14 protein-coding genes are annotated in these 16,299 nt (G+C 62.6%); 13 read left to right on the forward strand and 1 reads right to left on the reverse strand.

Features of this window, described 5'->3' with window-relative positions:
* The first annotated feature begins 39 nt into the window (after positions 1-39).
* From copC to ACFFF7_RS08920, 12 genes are all read left to right on the forward strand, one after another.
* Complete coding sequence (gene copC, locus ACFFF7_RS08865; protein ID WP_379481020.1) at positions 40-423, forward strand: copper homeostasis periplasmic binding protein CopC; 384 nt, start codon at positions 40-42, stop codon at positions 421-423.
* A 5-nt stretch (positions 424-428) separates the two neighbouring features.
* Complete coding sequence (gene copD / locus ACFFF7_RS08870; protein WP_379481021.1) at positions 429-1,361, forward strand: copper homeostasis membrane protein CopD; 933 nt, start codon at positions 429-431, stop codon at positions 1,359-1,361.
* Between the two features lie 96 nt (positions 1,362-1,457).
* A complete protein-coding gene (locus ACFFF7_RS08875) occupies positions 1,458-1,730 on the forward strand; it encodes a hypothetical protein (protein WP_379481022.1) in 273 nt (90 codons plus the stop codon).
* 185 nt (positions 1,731-1,915) lie between these two features.
* On the forward strand, positions 1,916-4,210 hold the full coding sequence (locus ACFFF7_RS08880; RefSeq protein WP_379481155.1) for a heavy metal translocating P-type ATPase: 2,295 nt from the start codon (positions 1,916-1,918) through the stop codon (positions 4,208-4,210).
* Positions 4,207-4,410 carry a DUF2933 domain-containing protein gene (locus tag ACFFF7_RS08885; protein ID WP_379481023.1) on the forward strand — a complete coding sequence of 68 codons (204 nt, stop codon included), beginning with the start codon at positions 4,207-4,209 and terminating at the stop codon, positions 4,408-4,410. Before ACFFF7_RS08880 ends, ACFFF7_RS08885 begins: the two co-directional genes overlap by 4 nt.
* On the forward strand, positions 4,407-4,853 hold the full coding sequence (cueR, locus tag ACFFF7_RS08890) for a Cu(I)-responsive transcriptional regulator (protein ID WP_379481024.1): 447 nt from the start codon (positions 4,407-4,409) through the stop codon (positions 4,851-4,853). Before ACFFF7_RS08885 ends, cueR begins: the two co-directional genes overlap by 4 nt.
* On the forward strand, positions 4,850-5,221 hold the full coding sequence (locus ACFFF7_RS08895; RefSeq protein ID WP_379481025.1) for a hypothetical protein: 372 nt from the start codon (positions 4,850-4,852) through the stop codon (positions 5,219-5,221). The genes cueR and ACFFF7_RS08895 overlap by 4 nt, the downstream gene beginning before the upstream one ends.
* A 68-nt stretch (positions 5,222-5,289) precedes the next feature.
* Positions 5,290-5,559 carry a hypothetical protein gene (locus ACFFF7_RS08900; protein WP_379481026.1) on the forward strand — a complete coding sequence of 90 codons (270 nt, stop codon included), beginning with the start codon at positions 5,290-5,292 and terminating at the stop codon, positions 5,557-5,559.
* Positions 5,560-5,696: 137 nt separating this feature from the next.
* Positions 5,697-6,926: a TolC family protein gene (locus tag ACFFF7_RS08905; protein ID WP_379481027.1), complete on the forward strand. Its 1,230-nt coding sequence runs from the start codon at positions 5,697-5,699 to the stop codon at positions 6,924-6,926.
* Positions 6,923-8,158, forward strand: coding sequence for an efflux RND transporter periplasmic adaptor subunit (locus tag ACFFF7_RS08910; RefSeq protein WP_379481028.1), 1,236 nt, complete (start codon positions 6,923-6,925; stop codon positions 8,156-8,158). The genes ACFFF7_RS08905 and ACFFF7_RS08910 overlap by 4 nt, the downstream gene beginning before the upstream one ends.
* Complete coding sequence (locus ACFFF7_RS08915) at positions 8,155-11,289, forward strand: efflux RND transporter permease subunit (protein ID WP_379481029.1); 3,135 nt, start codon at positions 8,155-8,157, stop codon at positions 11,287-11,289. The genes ACFFF7_RS08910 and ACFFF7_RS08915 overlap by 4 nt, the downstream gene beginning before the upstream one ends.
* Positions 11,286-11,657, forward strand: coding sequence for a copper-binding protein (locus ACFFF7_RS08920; protein ID WP_379481030.1), 372 nt, complete (start codon positions 11,286-11,288; stop codon positions 11,655-11,657). The genes ACFFF7_RS08915 and ACFFF7_RS08920 overlap by 4 nt, the downstream gene beginning before the upstream one ends.
* A 29-nt stretch (positions 11,658-11,686) precedes the next feature.
* On the opposite strand, the gene ACFFF7_RS08925 is transcribed toward ACFFF7_RS08920, so the two are convergent.
* Positions 11,687-12,616, reverse strand: coding sequence for a recombinase family protein (locus ACFFF7_RS08925; RefSeq protein ID WP_379481031.1), 930 nt, complete (start codon positions 12,614-12,616; stop codon positions 11,687-11,689).
* Between the two features lie 66 nt (positions 12,617-12,682).
* Between ACFFF7_RS08925 and ACFFF7_RS08930 the strand changes: the two genes are divergently transcribed.
* Positions 12,683-15,652 carry a Tn3 family transposase gene (locus ACFFF7_RS08930; RefSeq protein WP_379481032.1) on the forward strand — a complete coding sequence of 990 codons (2,970 nt, stop codon included), beginning with the start codon at positions 12,683-12,685 and terminating at the stop codon, positions 15,650-15,652.
* Positions 15,653-16,299 lie beyond the last annotated feature (647 nt).

Consider the following 16,299-nt stretch of genomic DNA (forward strand, 5'->3'; position numbering starts at 1 on the left):
CGTATTCCCCGATGATACCCAGCTCCAAGGAGATTGTTGATGCGCTTCCCCTGTCTTGTCCTCGCCGTCGCAGCACTGGGGCTCACCGCCCCGCAGATCGCGGCCGCACACACCCAGCTCGTGGCGTCGAGTCCGGCGGCCAATGCCACGGTCGCCGCCCCGACCAAGATTGAATTGCGCTTCAACGAGGCGGTCATCGGTGCCACCGCGCGCGCAACGATCGCGATGACCGGCATGCCCGGCATGGCAAGCCATGCGCCGATGCCGATAACCGGATTCACCGCCCAGATGGGCAAGGACCGGAAATCGATGACGCTGCTGCTCAGGCGTCCGCTTGCGGCTGGCACCTATCAGGTATCCTGGACCGCTGCGGGCACAGACACGCACCGCATGAGCGGCAACTTCAACTTCACTGTGCGCTAGGACGAATGGACAACCTGCCCGTCATTATCATCCGGTTCGCGCTTTATGCCGACCTGATGGTGCTGGCGGGCATGGTCGCATTCTCGCTCTACGCCCTCGTCGCGGAGGAGCAAACCTCAGGCATTCTGCCACTGATCAGACCCGCAGTTGTCCTAACATTGGTTGGACTTATGCTGTCGGGTTTGGGCATGCTTGCGCTCACTGCCTCGATGACCGGCTCGAGCCTCTGGGCACTCGACGGCCAAGTCCTGCGCGAAATCATCGGCAAGAGCGCGATCGGCACGGCCTGGATCGTCCGCATGGTGGCGATGGCCTTTGCCGTACTTGCCGCCAGTGCGCTCGATCGCCGTCCGTCCGCGGCGCGCTTTGCCCTGCTCACATCGAGCGCACTTGCCATCGCCACGCTGGTCTGGACCGGTCACGCCGGGGCGACAGAAGGCTGGACCGGAACCATCCACCGACTGAGCGACATCGTCCACATGCTGGCGGCAGCAGTCTGGATCGGCGGCATTGCTGCCTTTTCGTGGATGCTGTTGCGGCCAATCGGGCGACAGGGCAGCGAGCAGTTGTCGGTGGCTCACCGGGCGCTTGAGCAGTTTTCGCAAGTGGGCACGCTCGCGGTCGGATTGATCGTCGCAACCGGCTTGATCAACAGTCTGATCTTGCTGGGATTGCCCAGCCCTTCCCGATTGCTCGCATCGCCCTACGGGCAGTTGCTGCTCGCCAAGCTGGGTCTGTTCGGGGCGATGCTGGCGCTAGCCGGTGCAAATCGCTGGCGGCTCACGCCGGCGCTTGGTGCTGTGATTGGTACTGCCGATCCAGCTCCGGCCATTCGCGATCTCAGACGAAGCTTGATCCTGGAGAGCGCGGCGGCGCTGGCGATCCTCGCATTGGTCGCCTGGCTTGGAACCCTGGAGCCGCCAGGCACCGCAGGATGACGCAATGCTTTCGGGCAAGCGAGTGTTGATGATCGTCAATGACGCTTTGAAATGCAGCAAATAGGTCTTTCAAATTGCAATGAGTGGAGGTGTTCCATGTCAGACCAACTGAAAATGAAACTTGGCGTTGCCCGGGTCGCCGTCGCCGGCGCGATCACCGCAGCGGTCTTCTTTGCGATGTGCTGGTTGGGGTCGTTTCTTCCCATTGGCCCTGCTTCACACATGTATCTCAATCTGTTCACGAGCGAACCGGGTTCGTCGGCGACCGCCCTCTTCCAGGGGCTCTGCTGGTCGCTCGCTTTCGGCTTGATTGCAGGCGGACTCTTCGCGCTGGTTTACAATGCACTGTCGTCGTTGGATCGCAACTGAGCGAAAGCAGGAAAATTGCGTTCGTTTCGGCTCCTGCGCTGTCCCGCAAGCTCCAGATGCGCCGTGGAGAATTCTCCCCTTGACCCTGACATGATGTCAAGGTTCATGAAGTGGCGACTGAAGGAGCACATTGCATGGTCGAGTCGCATCACGATCACATCCACGGCGTCCGTGCCGAGACTTCGATGCCGGGAATGGTAACTGATCCCGTTTGCGGGATGAGCGTCGATCCTGCGACCACACAGCATGTCGCGACGCATGCGGGCGCGCATCACTACTTCTGCAGCGCGGGCTGTCTCGCCAAGTTCGAGGCAGATCCGGCGCGTTATATTGGCGATGCACCACGGGTCACAAAGCCCGCGCCCGAAGGGGCAATCTGGACCTGCCCGATGCATCCCGAGGTCCAGCGGCCGGGTCCGGGAAGCTGCCCGATCTGCGGAATGGCGCTGGAGCCGATGACCCCGACGCTCGGCGATGGCCCCTCCCCGGAATATGCCGACATGAAGCGGCGCTTCATGGTCGGGCTGGTCCTCAGCATGCCGGTGGTAGCACTCGAAATGGGCGGGCATTTGCTGGCGATGGGCCGCCTGATCGATCAGCAGTGGTCGAACTGGGTGCAAATGGTGCTCGCGACACCGGTCGTGCTCTGGGCGGGATGGCCGTTCTTCGAGCGAGGCTGGGCCTCGGTGAAGAGCCGCCATCTCAACATGTTCACGCTGATCGCGATGGGAACGGGCGTTGCCTGGGCCTACAGCATGGTGGCTGCGCTCCTGCCGAGTATCTTCCCAATGGCGTTCCGAACTGCGCACGGTGCAGTCCCGGCGTATTTCGAGGCGGCGGCGGTGATCACCGTGCTAGTTCTGCTTGGCCAGTTGCTCGAACTGCGCGCCCGCGAGACGACCAGTGGCGCGATCCGTGCCTTGCTAGATCTCTCGCCCAAACTCGCCCGCCGGGTCCGCGCCGATGGATCAGATGAGGAAGTCACACTCGACGAGGTTCTGGTCGGCGACACCTTGCGCATCCGTCCCGGCGAGAAGGTGCCGGTTGACGGTGTGGTTCTCGATGGCCGTGGCACCGTCGACGAATCGATGGTGACCGGCGAGTCCATGCCGGTGACCAAGGAAGCAAAGTCGAAGCTGATCGGCGGCACGATCAACCAAACCGGCGGCCTGGTCATGCGCGCCGAGAAGATCGGGCGCGATACCATGCTCTCGCGCATCGTCCAGATGGTCGCCGATGCACAGCGCAGCCGCGCGCCGATCCAGCGGCTTGCGGATACGGTTTCAGCGTGGTTCGTGCCTGCGGTAATCGCTGTTGCAGCGATTGCCTTCATCGTCTGGTCACTCATCGGACCATCGCCAGCGATGGGCTATGGCCTGATCGCAGCAGTCGCGGTGCTGATCATAGCCTGCCCTTGTGCTTTGGGCCTCGCCACCCCGATGTCGATCATGGTCGGTGTGGGACGCGGCGCGCAGGCGGGCATTCTGATCAAGAATGCCGAAGCGCTGGAGCGCATGGAAAAGGTCGATACGCTCGTCGTCGACAAGACCGGCACGCTTACGGAAGGCAAACCGGCGGTGGTTGCCCTCGAGACCGTCGAAGGGTTCAGCGAAGATGAAGTTCTGCGCCTCGCCGCCAGCCTCGAGCGCAGCAGCGAGCATCCCCTGGCCCTGGCCATCGTCAAGGCAGCGCAAGGCAGGAACCTCTCCATCAGCGAGCCGAGCGAGGTCGATCAGCCGGTCGGCAAAGGGATCACCGGCTTGATCGACGGACGCCGCATTGTCGCCGGCAACGCCCGCTTCATGGGTGAGCAAAACATTCCGGTTGTCGAGCTCGGTGAGCGGGCCGACCGTCTGCGCAGCGAAGGCGCAACCGCAATTTTTCTTGGCATTGATGGCAAGATCGCGGGTGTGATCGGCATCGCCGATCCAATCAAGCAAACGACGCCTGCCGCGCTTCAGGCGCTCAGTGAGGCCGGCATCCATGTCATCATGCTGACCGGGGACAATCATGTGACCGCTGAGGCGATCGCCCGCCGGTTGGGCATCACCGATATCGAGGCCGATGTGCTGCCCGATCAGAAAAGCGAGATCGTGAAGCGATTGCGCGAACAAGGCCGGATCGTCGCCATGGCCGGCGACGGTGTAAACGATGCCCCAGCGCTTGCCGCAGCCGATGTCGGGATCGCCATGGGCTCGGGCACCGATGTCGCGATCGAGAGCGCCGGCGTCACGCTGCTCAAGGGCGATCTTACCGGCATTGCCCGTGCCCGCCACCTGAGCCATGCGACCATGGGCAACATCCGCCAGAACCTGTTCTTCGCCTTTGCCTATAATGTCGCGGGCATACCGGTGGCCGCGGGCGCGCTCTACCCGCTGTTCGGTCTCATGCTCTCGCCGATCATCGCAGCGGCGGCGATGGCGCTGTCCTCGGTCAGCGTCATCGGCAATTCACTGCGTTTAAGGAGGGTCGCACTATGAATTTCTCCAACAAACGGGCCTGGCTTCTGTCGGCGGCTTCAGCCGCGCTGATCGCAGTATTTCTAATCTATCCGGAACATCGCCAGCATCTGTTCGGCCTGATCCCCTACGCCTTCCTGTTTGCCTGCCCGTTGCTGCACTTCTTCCACGGCGGCCATCACCACGGTCAGCATCGGCGATCAGGCGAGCACCTGCCGTGAATATCGGACAGGTCTCGAAGGTGACAGGCGTGTCACTCCGGATGATCCGCCATTACGAGGGCATCGGTCTGATGCCGCCGCCCGATCGGCGCGACAACGGGTATCGGGACTATCCGCCACGCTCGATCGAGCGTCTGCGTTTCATCGCCAATGCCCGCGACCTCGGGTTCTCGGTCGAAGAGATAAGCGCGCTTCTCGGTCTGTGGGACGACCGCGAACGAGCCAGCAGCGAGGTCAAGGCGATTGCCCTTGAGCATGCCGAAGAACTTGCCCGCAAGGCGGCGGCGCTGGAAGCGATGCGCCGCACTCTGCTCGAGCTGGTCGAGGGGTGCAGCGGTGATGCAAGACCTGATTGTCCAATTCTTGCCGGACTTGCAGAAACCCGGCAACATTCGGCGCGGGAATTGACAGCAGGCAAGACCAAGCCGAGAAGGGTAGCGTGAAGCGCTGGTTCTCCTTGCTGCTCCTTTTGGGGGCACTGCTTGGCCTCTTGGGCCAGGAAGCTGCGTTTGCGCATGTCATGCCGGTCGCGAAAGTCGAGCAGACCGTAGCCGCGTCTCAAATGAGCGCGGAATGTGCGGAGATGATGGGTCTCGCAAAGCAGAAACCGCAGCCCGAGAAACCCTGCCAAGGCATGACGCCAGACTGCATCGCCAAGATGGGCTGCGCCGTGCCTGTGGCGCTGCTACCTCCCCTCGCTCCCGGCGTAGCGCGAGAATTTCGTGCGGCAACTCCACCGCAAATGCCGGTCGCGCCGCTTGATGGTCGCAATACCGGCCCGGAGCCCGAGCCACCCACACGCCTTGGCTGAACCCAAGCGGCGCCGGCGAACTCGCGTTCGTCGTGCGTCACCTCATAGTTCAATCAAGGATTTTCAACATGAAGACGATTTTCACGCTCGCTGCCGTTGCAGCGGCACTCGCAGGCGCATCCGTGGCCTCGGCCCACGACAACGCCGGTGGCCATTGGGAATGGCAATCCCGCCCCACTTTCGGACCGAACAAGTCCAACCTGTCTCCGCAGGTTCGCGTCTGGGTCAAGGACCGCAATTCCGAAATGGCGGATTGCAACTGCGACATGATAAAGATGAGCGCAGCCGATTGCATGATGGACATGCCCGGCAAGCCCAAGGCTCCATCGGCCGGCTAAGGCGATTGCCTGGCCGATAACCGATAACAACACGGCCGGGCGCGTGGCGCCGGCGGAGTATGCCCCCTTCGCCGGCGCCCGTTCGTCCAGCTTACCGTTTCGGTATTGGCCATGGCTCTCCCAATCAGGAGATTCCCATGCGATTGATTGTTCTGGCGCTGCTGCTCGCAGCGATCCCGAGCGTAGCGCTGGCCGAACCGCTGACGTTCGATGCCGCACTCCAGCGTGCAGCACGCGAGGCGCCATCGCTCCAGGCGAGCGCATCCGGTGTCGATGCCGCACGCTCGTCTGCCGTCGCCGCAGGCAGATTGCCCGATCCGACAATCAATATCGGCATCGATAATTTCCCGGTTTCGGGACCGCCGGCCTTCACGTTCAATGGCGACAGCATGACGATGGCACGGATCGGGATCGAACAGCCGTTCCCCAATCCCGCCAAGCGCCGCGCCCAGCGAGACCGCGCACAAGCGGACATCGGTATTGCCGAGGCAGGGGCCGCGGTCGAAGCGCAGAACGTGCGGCTTGAGACCGCGCTTGCCTGGGTCGATCTCTATTATGCCAAGCGGCGGCTCGCCCAGTTGCAGGTTCTGGATCAAAGCCTCGGCGACTTGCAAGCGACCGTTTCGGCCAGGCTGGCCTCCGGCTCGGCGCGGCCCAGCGCGGCGCTTGAACCCGACCAGTTGCGTGCCGCCGTCAATGACCGGCGCAGCGAACTTGCAGCCGATGTCGCCAAGGCGCAGGCAAGGCTGGCGTGGTTTACCGGCGATCCCCTGGCCGACGTTTCAGGCGATCCGCCGACCCTTGAAGTCGATCGCGCCCGGCTTGTGGCAGGGCTTGCTTCGCTCCCGAGCCTGCAGGCGCTGGACGCGGGCGTCGGCGCCGCGGACGCGGAAACCGAACTCGCTCGCGCGGATAAGCGCCCCGATTGGCGGGTCAGCACCTCCTACGGTCGCCGCGATCCCGCTTACGGCGACATGGTCTCGGTCGGCGTCAGCATCGATCTGCCGCTGTTTGCCAAACGCAGGCAGGATCCGAAAATCGCCGCGCGTGCAAGCGAGGCTGATCGGGCACGCCTGATGCGGACGGCGGGAGAACGCGAAATCATTGCCGCGCTCGACGGCGATCTTGCCGATCATGTCATGCACCATCAGCGGCTGATGAATGCGCGAAATACCCTGGTGCCACTCGCCAAGCGCCGAGCCGAACTCGACATGGCGAGCTATGCCGCAGGCAAACTCGATCTCGGCAGCGCGCTGCTCTCGACGCTAGCGGAGGCAGAAGCCGAAGTCGATGCGCTGTCGCGCGAGGCCGACGTGGCGCGCGATGCCATCCGGATCAACTATACCTATGGGGGGATGCGGCCATGAACATGGAAGCGACAACAGCGGCGCGCTGGCGCGCAGGAATATTGGCGGCGGTTCTCATCGTGGGCGGAGGAGGATACTGGCTCGGGCAGCGCGGCGGATCGGCGACCGAGTCCGTTTCAGGCCAGGCGGGGCGGAAAATCCTCTACTGGTATGATCCGATGGTGCCCCTAGAGCATTATGACAATCCCGGTGCGCTCTCTTCGATGGGGATGAAGACCCAGCCCAAATATGCTGATGAAGGTGGCACCCCCGGCGAAGCACCGGGGGTAACGGTCAATCCCGCCGCCATGCAGAATCTCGGTGTCCGCGTCGTCGTGGCGCAAATGGGCAGTCTTGCCACCTCACTCAACGTGACCGGCAGCATCGACTTCAACCAACGCGATGTCGCGATCATTCAGGCGCGGTCCGGCGGGTTCGTGAGCCGAGTTTACGCCCGCGCGCCGGGCGACGTGATCCGCGCGGGCGCGCCGATTGCCGATGTGCAGTTGCCCGAATGGGGTGGTGCGCAGACCGAGTTTCTAGCGGTTCGACGGCTCGGCAAGCCCGATCTGACCGCTGCCGCGCGCCAGAGATTACGGCTTTTGGGCATGTCAGAAGACGTGATTGCCGGGGTCGAGCGCAGCGGGCGAACCAATGGAACAACCACCATCACCTCGCCGATCAGCGGCGTAATCCAGACGCTTGATGCTCGTGCCGGAGTAACATTGGCTCAAGGTCAGACGCTGGCGCAGGTCACAGGCATTGGCACTGTATGGCTCAATGCCGCCGTCCCCGAGGCGCAAGCGGGAAGTATTCGCATTGGGCAAAGCGCCAGCGCGACGTTGGCTGCTTTCCCCGGCGAGACGTTCAACGGGCGCATTCTTGCCGTGCTGCCAACCGCACAGGCCGAAAGCCACACGCTCACCGTGCGGATCGAATTGGCCAATCGCGGCGGTCGCTTGCGCCCCGGCATGTTCGCGCAGGTCGCGCTAGGTGGAACGGGAAGCACGGCGCTGCTGGTGCCAAGCGAAGCGGTGATCCGCACAGGGACGCGCACGATCGTCATGCTCGCCACCGGCAATGGTCGCTACCAGCCCGCCGAAGTCCGCACCGGCCGCGAAGGTGGCGGGCAGACCGAGATACTGGAAGGCCTAGCTACTGGCGAAAAGGTCGTCGCCTCGGGGCAATTCCTGCTCGATTCCGAAGCGAGCCTGACCGGGATCCCGGCCCGCAAGTTGGGAGCGGTCAAGTGATCGAATGGATCATCCGGACCTCGGTCAAGGCAAGGGGGCTGATCGTGGTCGCGGCGCTGGTGCTGACCGCCGTGGGTATCGGCGCGGTGCGCACCACTCCGGTCGATGCGCTGCCCGATCTGTCCGATGTGCAGGTCATCATCCGCACGACTTATCCGGGGCAAGCACCGCAGATCGTCGAAAATCAGGTCACCTATCCGATCACCTCGACGATGCTCTCGGTTCCCGGCGCGCGGGTCGTGCGGGGCTATTCCTTCGTCGGCGACAGCTTCGTCTATGTGTTGTTCGAGGACGGCACCGACCTCTATTGGGCGCGCAGCCGCGTCCTCGAATATCTTAGCCAGGTGCAGAGCCGCCTGCCCGAAGGGGCGAAGGCTTCGCTCGGTCCCGATGCGACCGGGGTGGGTTGGATCTACGAATATGCGCTGGTCGATAAGACCGGTAGGCACGATCTGGCACAGCTGCGCTCGATCCAGGACTGGTTTCTGCGCTTCGAGCTGAAAACCGTGCCCGGCGTCGCCGAGGTCGCCAGCATCGGCGGCATGGTCAAGCAGTACCAGGTCGTGGTCGATCCGCAGAAGCTCGCGGCCTACGGCGTCACTGCAGACCAGGTAGGTGAAGCCCTGAAGCGCGCCAATCAGGAAACTGGCGGCGCGAGCGTCGAGATGGCCGGCGCCGAATATACCGTACGTGCTAGCGGCTACCTGGAGACTCTCGACGACTTCCGCGCCGTGCCGATCCGGACCGCAGCGGGAGGCATACCCGTTACGCTGAGCGATGTCGCCACCGTCCAGGTCGGCCCCGAGATGCGCCGCGGCATCGCCGAGTTGAATGGTGAAGGCGAAGTGGCGGGCGGCGTCATCGTCATGCGCCAGGGCCAGAACGCACGCGCGGTAATCGAGGGCGTTCGGACAAAGCTCGATGAGCTGAAAAAGAGCCTGCCGCCGGGCGTCGAGATCGTGCCCACCTACGACCGTTCAGGGCTGATCGACCGCGCGGTCGAGAACCTCAATCACAAGCTGATCGAAGAGTTCGTTATCGTCGCGCTGGTCTGCGGCCTGTTCCTCTGGCACGCGCGCTCGGCGCTGGTGGCGATCCTGACCTTGCCGCTTGGCATATTGATCGCCTTCATCGTCATGCGGCTGCAGGGGCTCAACGCCAACATCCTGTCATTGGGCGGCATCGCCATCGCCATCGGGGCAATGGTCGATGCGGCGGTGGTGATGATCGAGAATGCCCACAAGCATCTCGAACGCTGGCATCACCAGCACCCTGATGCAGAGCCCGATACGGTGACTCGCTGGCGGCTCGTCACAGAGGCCGCTGCGGAAGTCGGACCTGCGCTGTTCCTCAGCCTGCTCATCATCACCTTTTCGTTCCTGCCTATCTTCACGCTTCAGGGGCAGGAAGGACGGTTGTTCGCACCACTGGCCTTCACCAAGACTTACGCGATGGCAGCTGCCGCGTTCCTTTCGATCACGCTGATTCCGGTGCTGATGGGGCTCCTGATCCGTGGCCGCATCCCCAGCGAGGAAGCGAACCCCATAAACCGCTGGCTGGCACGCCTCTACCGCCCGGCAATCGACTGGGTTCTGGAGCGACCCAAGCAGGCCTTGCTGATTGCAGCCGTGATCTTTGCCACCACGTTGTGGCCGATGACCCGGATCGGCGGAGAGTTCCTGCCGCAGATGAACGAAGGCGATCTGCTCTACATGCCCTCGGCACTGCCGGGCCTCTCGGCCGCCGAAGCGGGGAAACTGCTCCAGCAGACCGATCGGATGATCAAGACCGTGCCCGAGGTCGAGAGCGTGTTCGGCAAGGCCGGCCGCGCCGATAGCGCCACCGATCCCGCCCCGCTCGAAATGTTCGAGACGACAATCCGCTTCAAACCACGTGGTCAATGGCGACCCGGCATGACGCCCGAAAAGCTGGTCGACGAACTGGACGCACGGGTGAAGGTGCCGGGGCTCGCCAATTTCTGGATATCGCCGATCCGCAACCGCATCGACATGCTGGCGACCGGCATCAAGAGCCCGGTCGGGATCAAGGTCGCGGGCTCGAACCTTGCTGAAATCGACCGGACCGCGAAGCAGATCGAACAGGTCGTCAAGTCCGTGCCCGGTGTCGCTTCGGCGCTCGCCGAGCGCCTGACGGGCGGTCGTTACATCGACGTCGATGTGAACCGCGCCGCAGCGGGCCGCTATGGTCTCAATGTTGCCGACGTGCAGGCGCTGGTTTCGGGCGCGATCGGTGGCGAGAATATTGGCCAGACTGTCGAAGGTCTCGCCCGCTACCCGATCAGTCTGCGCTATCCCCGCGAGTTGCGCGATAGTCCGGACAAGCTCGCAGCTTTGCCGGTACTGACGCCGTCCGGCCAGCAGATCACGCTTGGCACCGTGGCCTCTGTCCGGATCAGCGACGGTCCCCCGATGCTCCGAAGCGAGAACGGCCGGCCGGTCACCTGGATTTACGTCGATGGCCGCGACCGCGACATGCAGACGCTGGTCGGCGACATCCAGCAGACCATCGCCAGCAAGGTCGGGCTCCCGCCGGGCGTCAGCGTTTCCTATACCGGCCAGTACGAGTTCTTCGTCCGCGCCAAGGAGCGGATGAAGCTGGTCATCCCGGTGACGCTCGTGATCATCTTCGCGCTGCTTTACCTCACTTTCCGCCGCTGGGACGAGGCGCTGCTGATCATGGGCACGTTGCCGTTCGCGATGACTGGCGGGCTGTGGTTGCTCTACTGGCTGGGCTACAACCAGTCGGTGGCGAGCGCGGTCGGGTTCATCGCGCTTGCGGGCGTTGCAGCCGAATTCGGCGTAGTGATGCTGATCTACCTGAAGCAAGCGTTTGAGGCACGTCAGGACGGCGATGTCGTCGCCGCCGTGCGCGAAGGCGCATTGCTGCGCGTGCGACCCAAGGCGATGACGGTGGCCGTAATCCTCGCCGGCCTGTTTCCGGTCCTTGTGGGCGGTGGCACTGGCTCGGAGGTCATGAGCCGGATCGCCGCGCCGATGGTTGGCGGCATGCTGACCGCGCCGCTGCTCTCAATGCTGATCATCCCCGCTGCCTATCTACTGATGCGCCGCAAATCCCAATCTCAAGTTCAACCCGAAGGAGAAGTACAGTGAAGAAGACCCTGATTATTGCGTCCAGTTTTGCGCTGATAGCCTCGCTTGCTGCCTGCAAAAAGGAAGCCGAAGCGCCGAAACCCGCGGAATCCACCACTTCCAGCAACGGCGGCATGGCCAGCATGCCCATGGCCGGACCGATGATGCATGGTGCGAGCACTGGCACCATAACCGCGATTGACGCTGCAAAAAGCACCGTAACCCTCGATCACCACGAGATCGCCGCACTCAAATGGCCAGCGATGACCATGAGTTTTTCGGCAAAGCGGGAGCAGCTCGTCGATCTCAAGGTCGGGGACAAGGTAACCTTCGAGATCGATTGGGATGGCCAGAAGGGCTTGATCACAAAGATACAGAAGTCGCGATAACCGATTTGATTCTGCCGACGCAGGTATGGTCATGCATCGAGCAGGCGTAACTCCCTCGCCTGCTCGATCACACGCCTGACTCCCTCGGCCGACCAGGAGAGCCCACCACGCGGCGTCGGCTCGCGCAAGTCGCGTGACAACCATGCCGCAATATCGCGCAGGGAAGCGCCCGGATGCATTTTCAGCCGGTCAGCGACCAGCCTTGCCGTACGTGTATCGGCCGGCAGGCGCGGGGCGGCTTGCAGGATGACGGGATCGGCATAACCCGCCCCAACCAGTGTCCGGCAAGCTTTGATCAGCGTGCGCTCGCTAAACGAGCGCACGGGCGGTGCGATCACGCGAATCTGGCGAAGCACCAGTGCCCAAGGCAGATGCGGGCGCAGCCGCTCCACGGTTGGTAACCAGCGATCCCGGCCATCGAGCAGCTCATTGAGATGACGCTCGTTGTGGCTGTAACGGATTTCGGCAATTGCGATCGGATCGCGAGCCCGCATCTTTGGATTGCCGGGCTTAGCCCCGCGCGCAACCGCCGCCTTGAGCCCTGCCCTCGTCCGCTCCCGGATCAGCGCCCGCTCGAACTCGGCAAAGGCGCCGAGCATCTGAGTCATCAGCATGCCCTGCGCACTTGAAGTGTCGATCGGATCGTTGATTGACCGAAAGTATGCGCCCTTGGCACGCAGCGTCTCGACAATCTCCAGCAAGTGCGCCAGCGAGCGCGCCAGACGGTCAATTCGGACCACCAGCAGGGTATCCCCCTTCCCCACTCGGTCCAGCGCGCGAGCGAGGTTTGGACGCTCCTTGCTGGCGCCGCTCGCCTTGTCCTCGAAAATCACGCTGCAACCCTGCACGCGCAGCGCATCCTGCTGGGCGGCGGTGTCTTGTTGGGGGCACCTCAAGGTCTGTTCGTCAGACAACGCTAAGTCAGACAAATGGCGAACACACTGGAATTCTTTATGCATGCCTACGCTGCCACGCAGGTCTAGCCTGACCGATTGGGGGTCATCCCGAATCTTGTGAGGTGCATCATGGCGCGGCGCAATCTGCTGGCGCAGGACGAGCGCGATAGGCTTTTCCTGCCACGCATCGACAACTTTTCGGTCATCCGAAATTACACTTTGGCGCCCGATGATTTGGCCTTCATCGGAAGGCGGCGAGGCGCTGTCAATTGGCTCGGCATTGCTGCACACCTCGCGCTCTTGCGGCACCCGGGTTTTGGCCTGCGGATCAACTCGGACGTCCCGGAGTCCGTGCTCAACTACCTGGCTGCGCAGCTAGATGTCTCGCCGAACGTATTCGAGACTTATGGGCAACGAGCGCAGACGCGAACCGATCATAGCTCGACTGCGGCCGAATACCTTGGCCTCCAACCATTCAAGCGAGCCGACGTCGCCCATGCCATCGAACTTGCGGCCCGGGCAGCCATGCAGAGCGACCGCGGCGAGACGATTGCACGCTCCCTTATGGACAGTCTCAAGGCGGATCGCTTCGTTCTGCCTCTTCCGGACACCCTCGAACGGTCCGGGCTCGCTGGCCGGGCCCGCGCGCGCAAGCGCGCGGCGGCAGAAATGGTTGCTGCGCTGGACGGCCAAACGTTGGAGTTGCTCGACGCGCTCCTGATCAACGAGCCTGCCTTCGGCGTGACCCCACTCGCATGGCTCCGCGACATGCCGGGGTCGCCGTCGACCAAGAACATGAACGCGCTGCTCAAACGTCTGCGGTATATACGGCAGCTCGGGATCGATCCCGGGATCAGCTTGGCGACGACGGGCTTCCGCTTCGGCCAGTTCGTGCGTGAAGGCAGAGTGGCTCCGCCGTTTCTGCTTGCCGACTATTCCCCCAATCGCCGAAGGGCAACGCTGGCGGCTGCAGTCGTCAATCTTGAGGTCAGTCTTGCCGATGCCGCGATTCTGATGTTCGAGCGTCTGATTGGTGGGCTGTTCACCCGTGCCAAGCGGGGCCAGGAACGACGTTATCAGGACACGGCACCGTCGGTCGGCAAACTCATGCGACTGTTCGGAGCAACTATCGCGGCATTGGATATGGCGGAGGAAACCGGCGGTGATCCGCTGATCCTGATCGATGAGATGGTGGGCTGGCATCGCTTGATGGCCGCGCGCCCCCACGTCGATGCCTTGGCTGATCTCGCCCAAGAAGACACCCTGGTCCTTGCGACCGAACGGTACGCCACGCTGCGCCGGTTTTCCGGCAGCTTCCTCGACACGTTCACGTTCAAGGCCTCGAGCAGCGGAACTAACCTGCTTTCAGCTATCGATCTCCTCAAGCAGACCAACGCCAGTCGTGGCGCGCACCTGCCGGAAAATCCACCCATGCCCTTTGCCAATCGACAGTGGCCAAAGCTGATCACAGAGGGCGGAAAGGTCAGCCGCGCGCGCTACGAGACTGCAGTGCTTGCAACTCTCCGCGACAAGTTGCGGGCCGGCGATGTCTGGGTCGAAGGAACCCGCGCCTACCAGCGATTTGATGCCTATCTGCTTCCCCGCAAAGCCGCACAATCGGCGATAGCTGACTTACCGATCAACGTGAATATTGGAGAATATCTAGCTGAGAAAAATGCTGAACTTGATCGGCGCCTGTGCCACTTCGCGCATCAACTGCGGACCGGCCGCTTGTCTGGTGTGGCGCTCGTTCGCGACAAACTGAAGGTTGTGCCGCTGCAGGCGGCAACACCGCCGGACGCGGAAGTTCTGGATCGCAGGCTGGATTCGCTACTCCCGCGTGTCCGGATCACCGAGCTCCTGTTCGAGGTTGCCGAGCGCACCGGCTTCCTCGCGGCATTTCGGGATGTCCGCTCGGGCAAGGAACACGACAAACCTCAAGCCATCCTCGCTGCCATTCTGGCAGATGGCACAAATCTCGGCGTCGAACGTATGGCAAACGCGAGCCAGGGCGTGACCTACGCGCAGCTTGCCTGGACCCAGAACTGGTACATCTCGCCCGAAAATTACGAGGCCGCGTTGGCCCAGATCGTGCGCGAACATCACCAGCTGCCGTTCGCGCGCAACTGGGGAGAAGGTATCAGCGCATCATCTGATGGTCAGTTCTTCCGCACCGGCCGAATTCGTTCCGGCGCAGCCGAAATCAATGCCAAGTACGGGCACGAGCCCGGCATCAAGATCTACTCCCACCTGTCTGACCATTTCGCTTCGTTCAGTTCGCGCATCATGTCTGCCACCGCAAGTGAGGCACCATACGTGCTCGACGGCCTGATGCTTGGCGCCCGTGAATTGCCGCTGCAGGAGCTGTACACTGATACCGGCGGCGCATCCGATCACGTCTTTGGCTTGTGTCACCTGCTGGGTTTCCGTTTCGTCCCACGGATGCGCGACCTAGCCGATCGACGGCTTGGCGCTATTGCTGCAAGCTCATCTTATAAAGGCATCGAATGTCTGTTCGGCCAAGCGATCAAAGTCGGCGCGATCGAGGCAGAGTGGGACGACCTGGTCCGCATGGCGGCGTCGATCCGTGAGGGGACGGTTGCGCCGTCAGTCATTCTGCGCAAGCTTTCCGCCTATCGTCGGCAGAACAAGCTCGACCTCGCGCTTCGCGAACTCGGTCGCATCGAGCGAACGCTGTTCACACTCGACTGGCTGGAACAGCCAGAATTGCGCCGCGCCTGCCAAGCCGGTTTGAACAAGGGAGAGGCCCGGCACGCTCTGGCTGATGCAATTTATACCAATCGCCAGGGACGCTTTACTGATCGTACCTTCGAGAACCAGCAATACCGAGCATCTGGCCTTAACCTGCTCATCGCAGCAATTGCATACTGGAACACTCTCTATCTCGGCCGCGCTGCCGATTACATTCGCCATTCCGGGGCGGAGATCGACGAGGCACTGCTGGCCCATGTCTCGCCTCTGGGTTGGTCACATATCGGCCTAACCGGCGACTACCTATGGGAGGATGCGTCGTTCAGAGACGGTGGCGGGTACCGACCACTTCACGACCCAAGTGGCAGGTTGCGGCTCGTCGCGTAGGTTGTTCCCACTATGTCCGCCTTAGCGTTGTCTGGCGAACAAATCTTGAGGTGAGGCCCTGTTCGAACGTTTCGCCAACCCGGCTCTCACGCTCAGTGAGGATTGCTATCAGGACCTGCCATTCGAGATGCCATTAGCGCTCGCAGAGGTACCGCTGCGTCGAACCCTGCTTGCGATATGCGCCGAAATTCTCGATGCCAGCTTCGAAACAGGCAACATCTGGCCAGAGGATGGTGAACCTGCTTTGGACATGTTCGCGCGGATTGCGTCGGACAGTGCGATCGATCGCTTCGTTCGGGATCGACGAGCGTGCTCGTCGACGCTGGAGAGGCAGGTCACCGTCGCGCGGCAGCGGGCCGCAAGACGTGAGCGGATTTGGGAACTTCGCCGCGCCGTCAAGAGTCTGGAAGGCCTCTTCCGGAGCACGGTTTAGCGCCCTTGGCGCTATGTAACATTACCGATGTTACATAGCCCGCCCGTTGAGCCGTGAGGCATAAATGCCAATTTTATGCCTCACGCACATGCTCGTGTTCGTGCGCCGCGCATACCAGAATCAAGCCTTCAATTTCCTCGGAGTCAGAGTTGATGACCGGCCTCAGCCCGAACAGCTTGCGCATGTGGAGCGGCCGCGTCACGCACGGATGGCA

The sequence above is a fragment of the Novosphingobium aquiterrae genome (genome assembly GCF_042434435.1).
In the GTDB taxonomy this organism is placed as follows: domain Bacteria; phylum Pseudomonadota; class Alphaproteobacteria; order Sphingomonadales; family Sphingomonadaceae; genus Novosphingobium; species Novosphingobium aquiterrae.

What these genes read in the sequence shown, in the direction of transcription:
- copC (WP_379481020.1), top strand. Translation starts at nt 40, where the DNA reads ATGCGCTTCCCCTGTCTTGTCCTCGCCGTCGCAGCACTGGGGCTCACC.
- ACFFF7_RS08910 (WP_379481028.1), top strand. Translation starts at nt 6,923, where the DNA reads ATGAACATGGAAGCGACAACAGCGGCGCGCTGGCGCGCAGGAATATTG.
- ACFFF7_RS08930 (WP_379481032.1), top strand. Translation starts at nt 12,683, where the DNA reads ATGGCGCGGCGCAATCTGCTGGCGCAGGACGAGCGCGATAGGCTTTTC.
- ACFFF7_RS08900 (WP_379481026.1), top strand. Translation starts at nt 5,290, where the DNA reads ATGAAGACGATTTTCACGCTCGCTGCCGTTGCAGCGGCACTCGCAGGC.
- copD (WP_379481021.1), top strand. Translation starts at nt 429, where the DNA reads ATGGACAACCTGCCCGTCATTATCATCCGGTTCGCGCTTTATGCCGAC.
- ACFFF7_RS08880 (WP_379481155.1), top strand. Translation starts at nt 1,916, where the DNA reads ATGCCGGGAATGGTAACTGATCCCGTTTGCGGGATGAGCGTCGATCCT.
- ACFFF7_RS08875 (WP_379481022.1), top strand. Translation starts at nt 1,458, where the DNA reads ATGTCAGACCAACTGAAAATGAAACTTGGCGTTGCCCGGGTCGCCGTC.
- ACFFF7_RS08885 (WP_379481023.1), top strand. Translation starts at nt 4,207, where the DNA reads ATGAATTTCTCCAACAAACGGGCCTGGCTTCTGTCGGCGGCTTCAGCC.
- ACFFF7_RS08905 (WP_379481027.1), top strand. Translation starts at nt 5,697, where the DNA reads ATGCGATTGATTGTTCTGGCGCTGCTGCTCGCAGCGATCCCGAGCGTA.
- ACFFF7_RS08925 (WP_379481031.1), bottom strand. Translation starts at nt 12,616, where the DNA reads ATGCATAAAGAATTCCAGTGTGTTCGCCATTTGTCTGACTTAGCGTTG.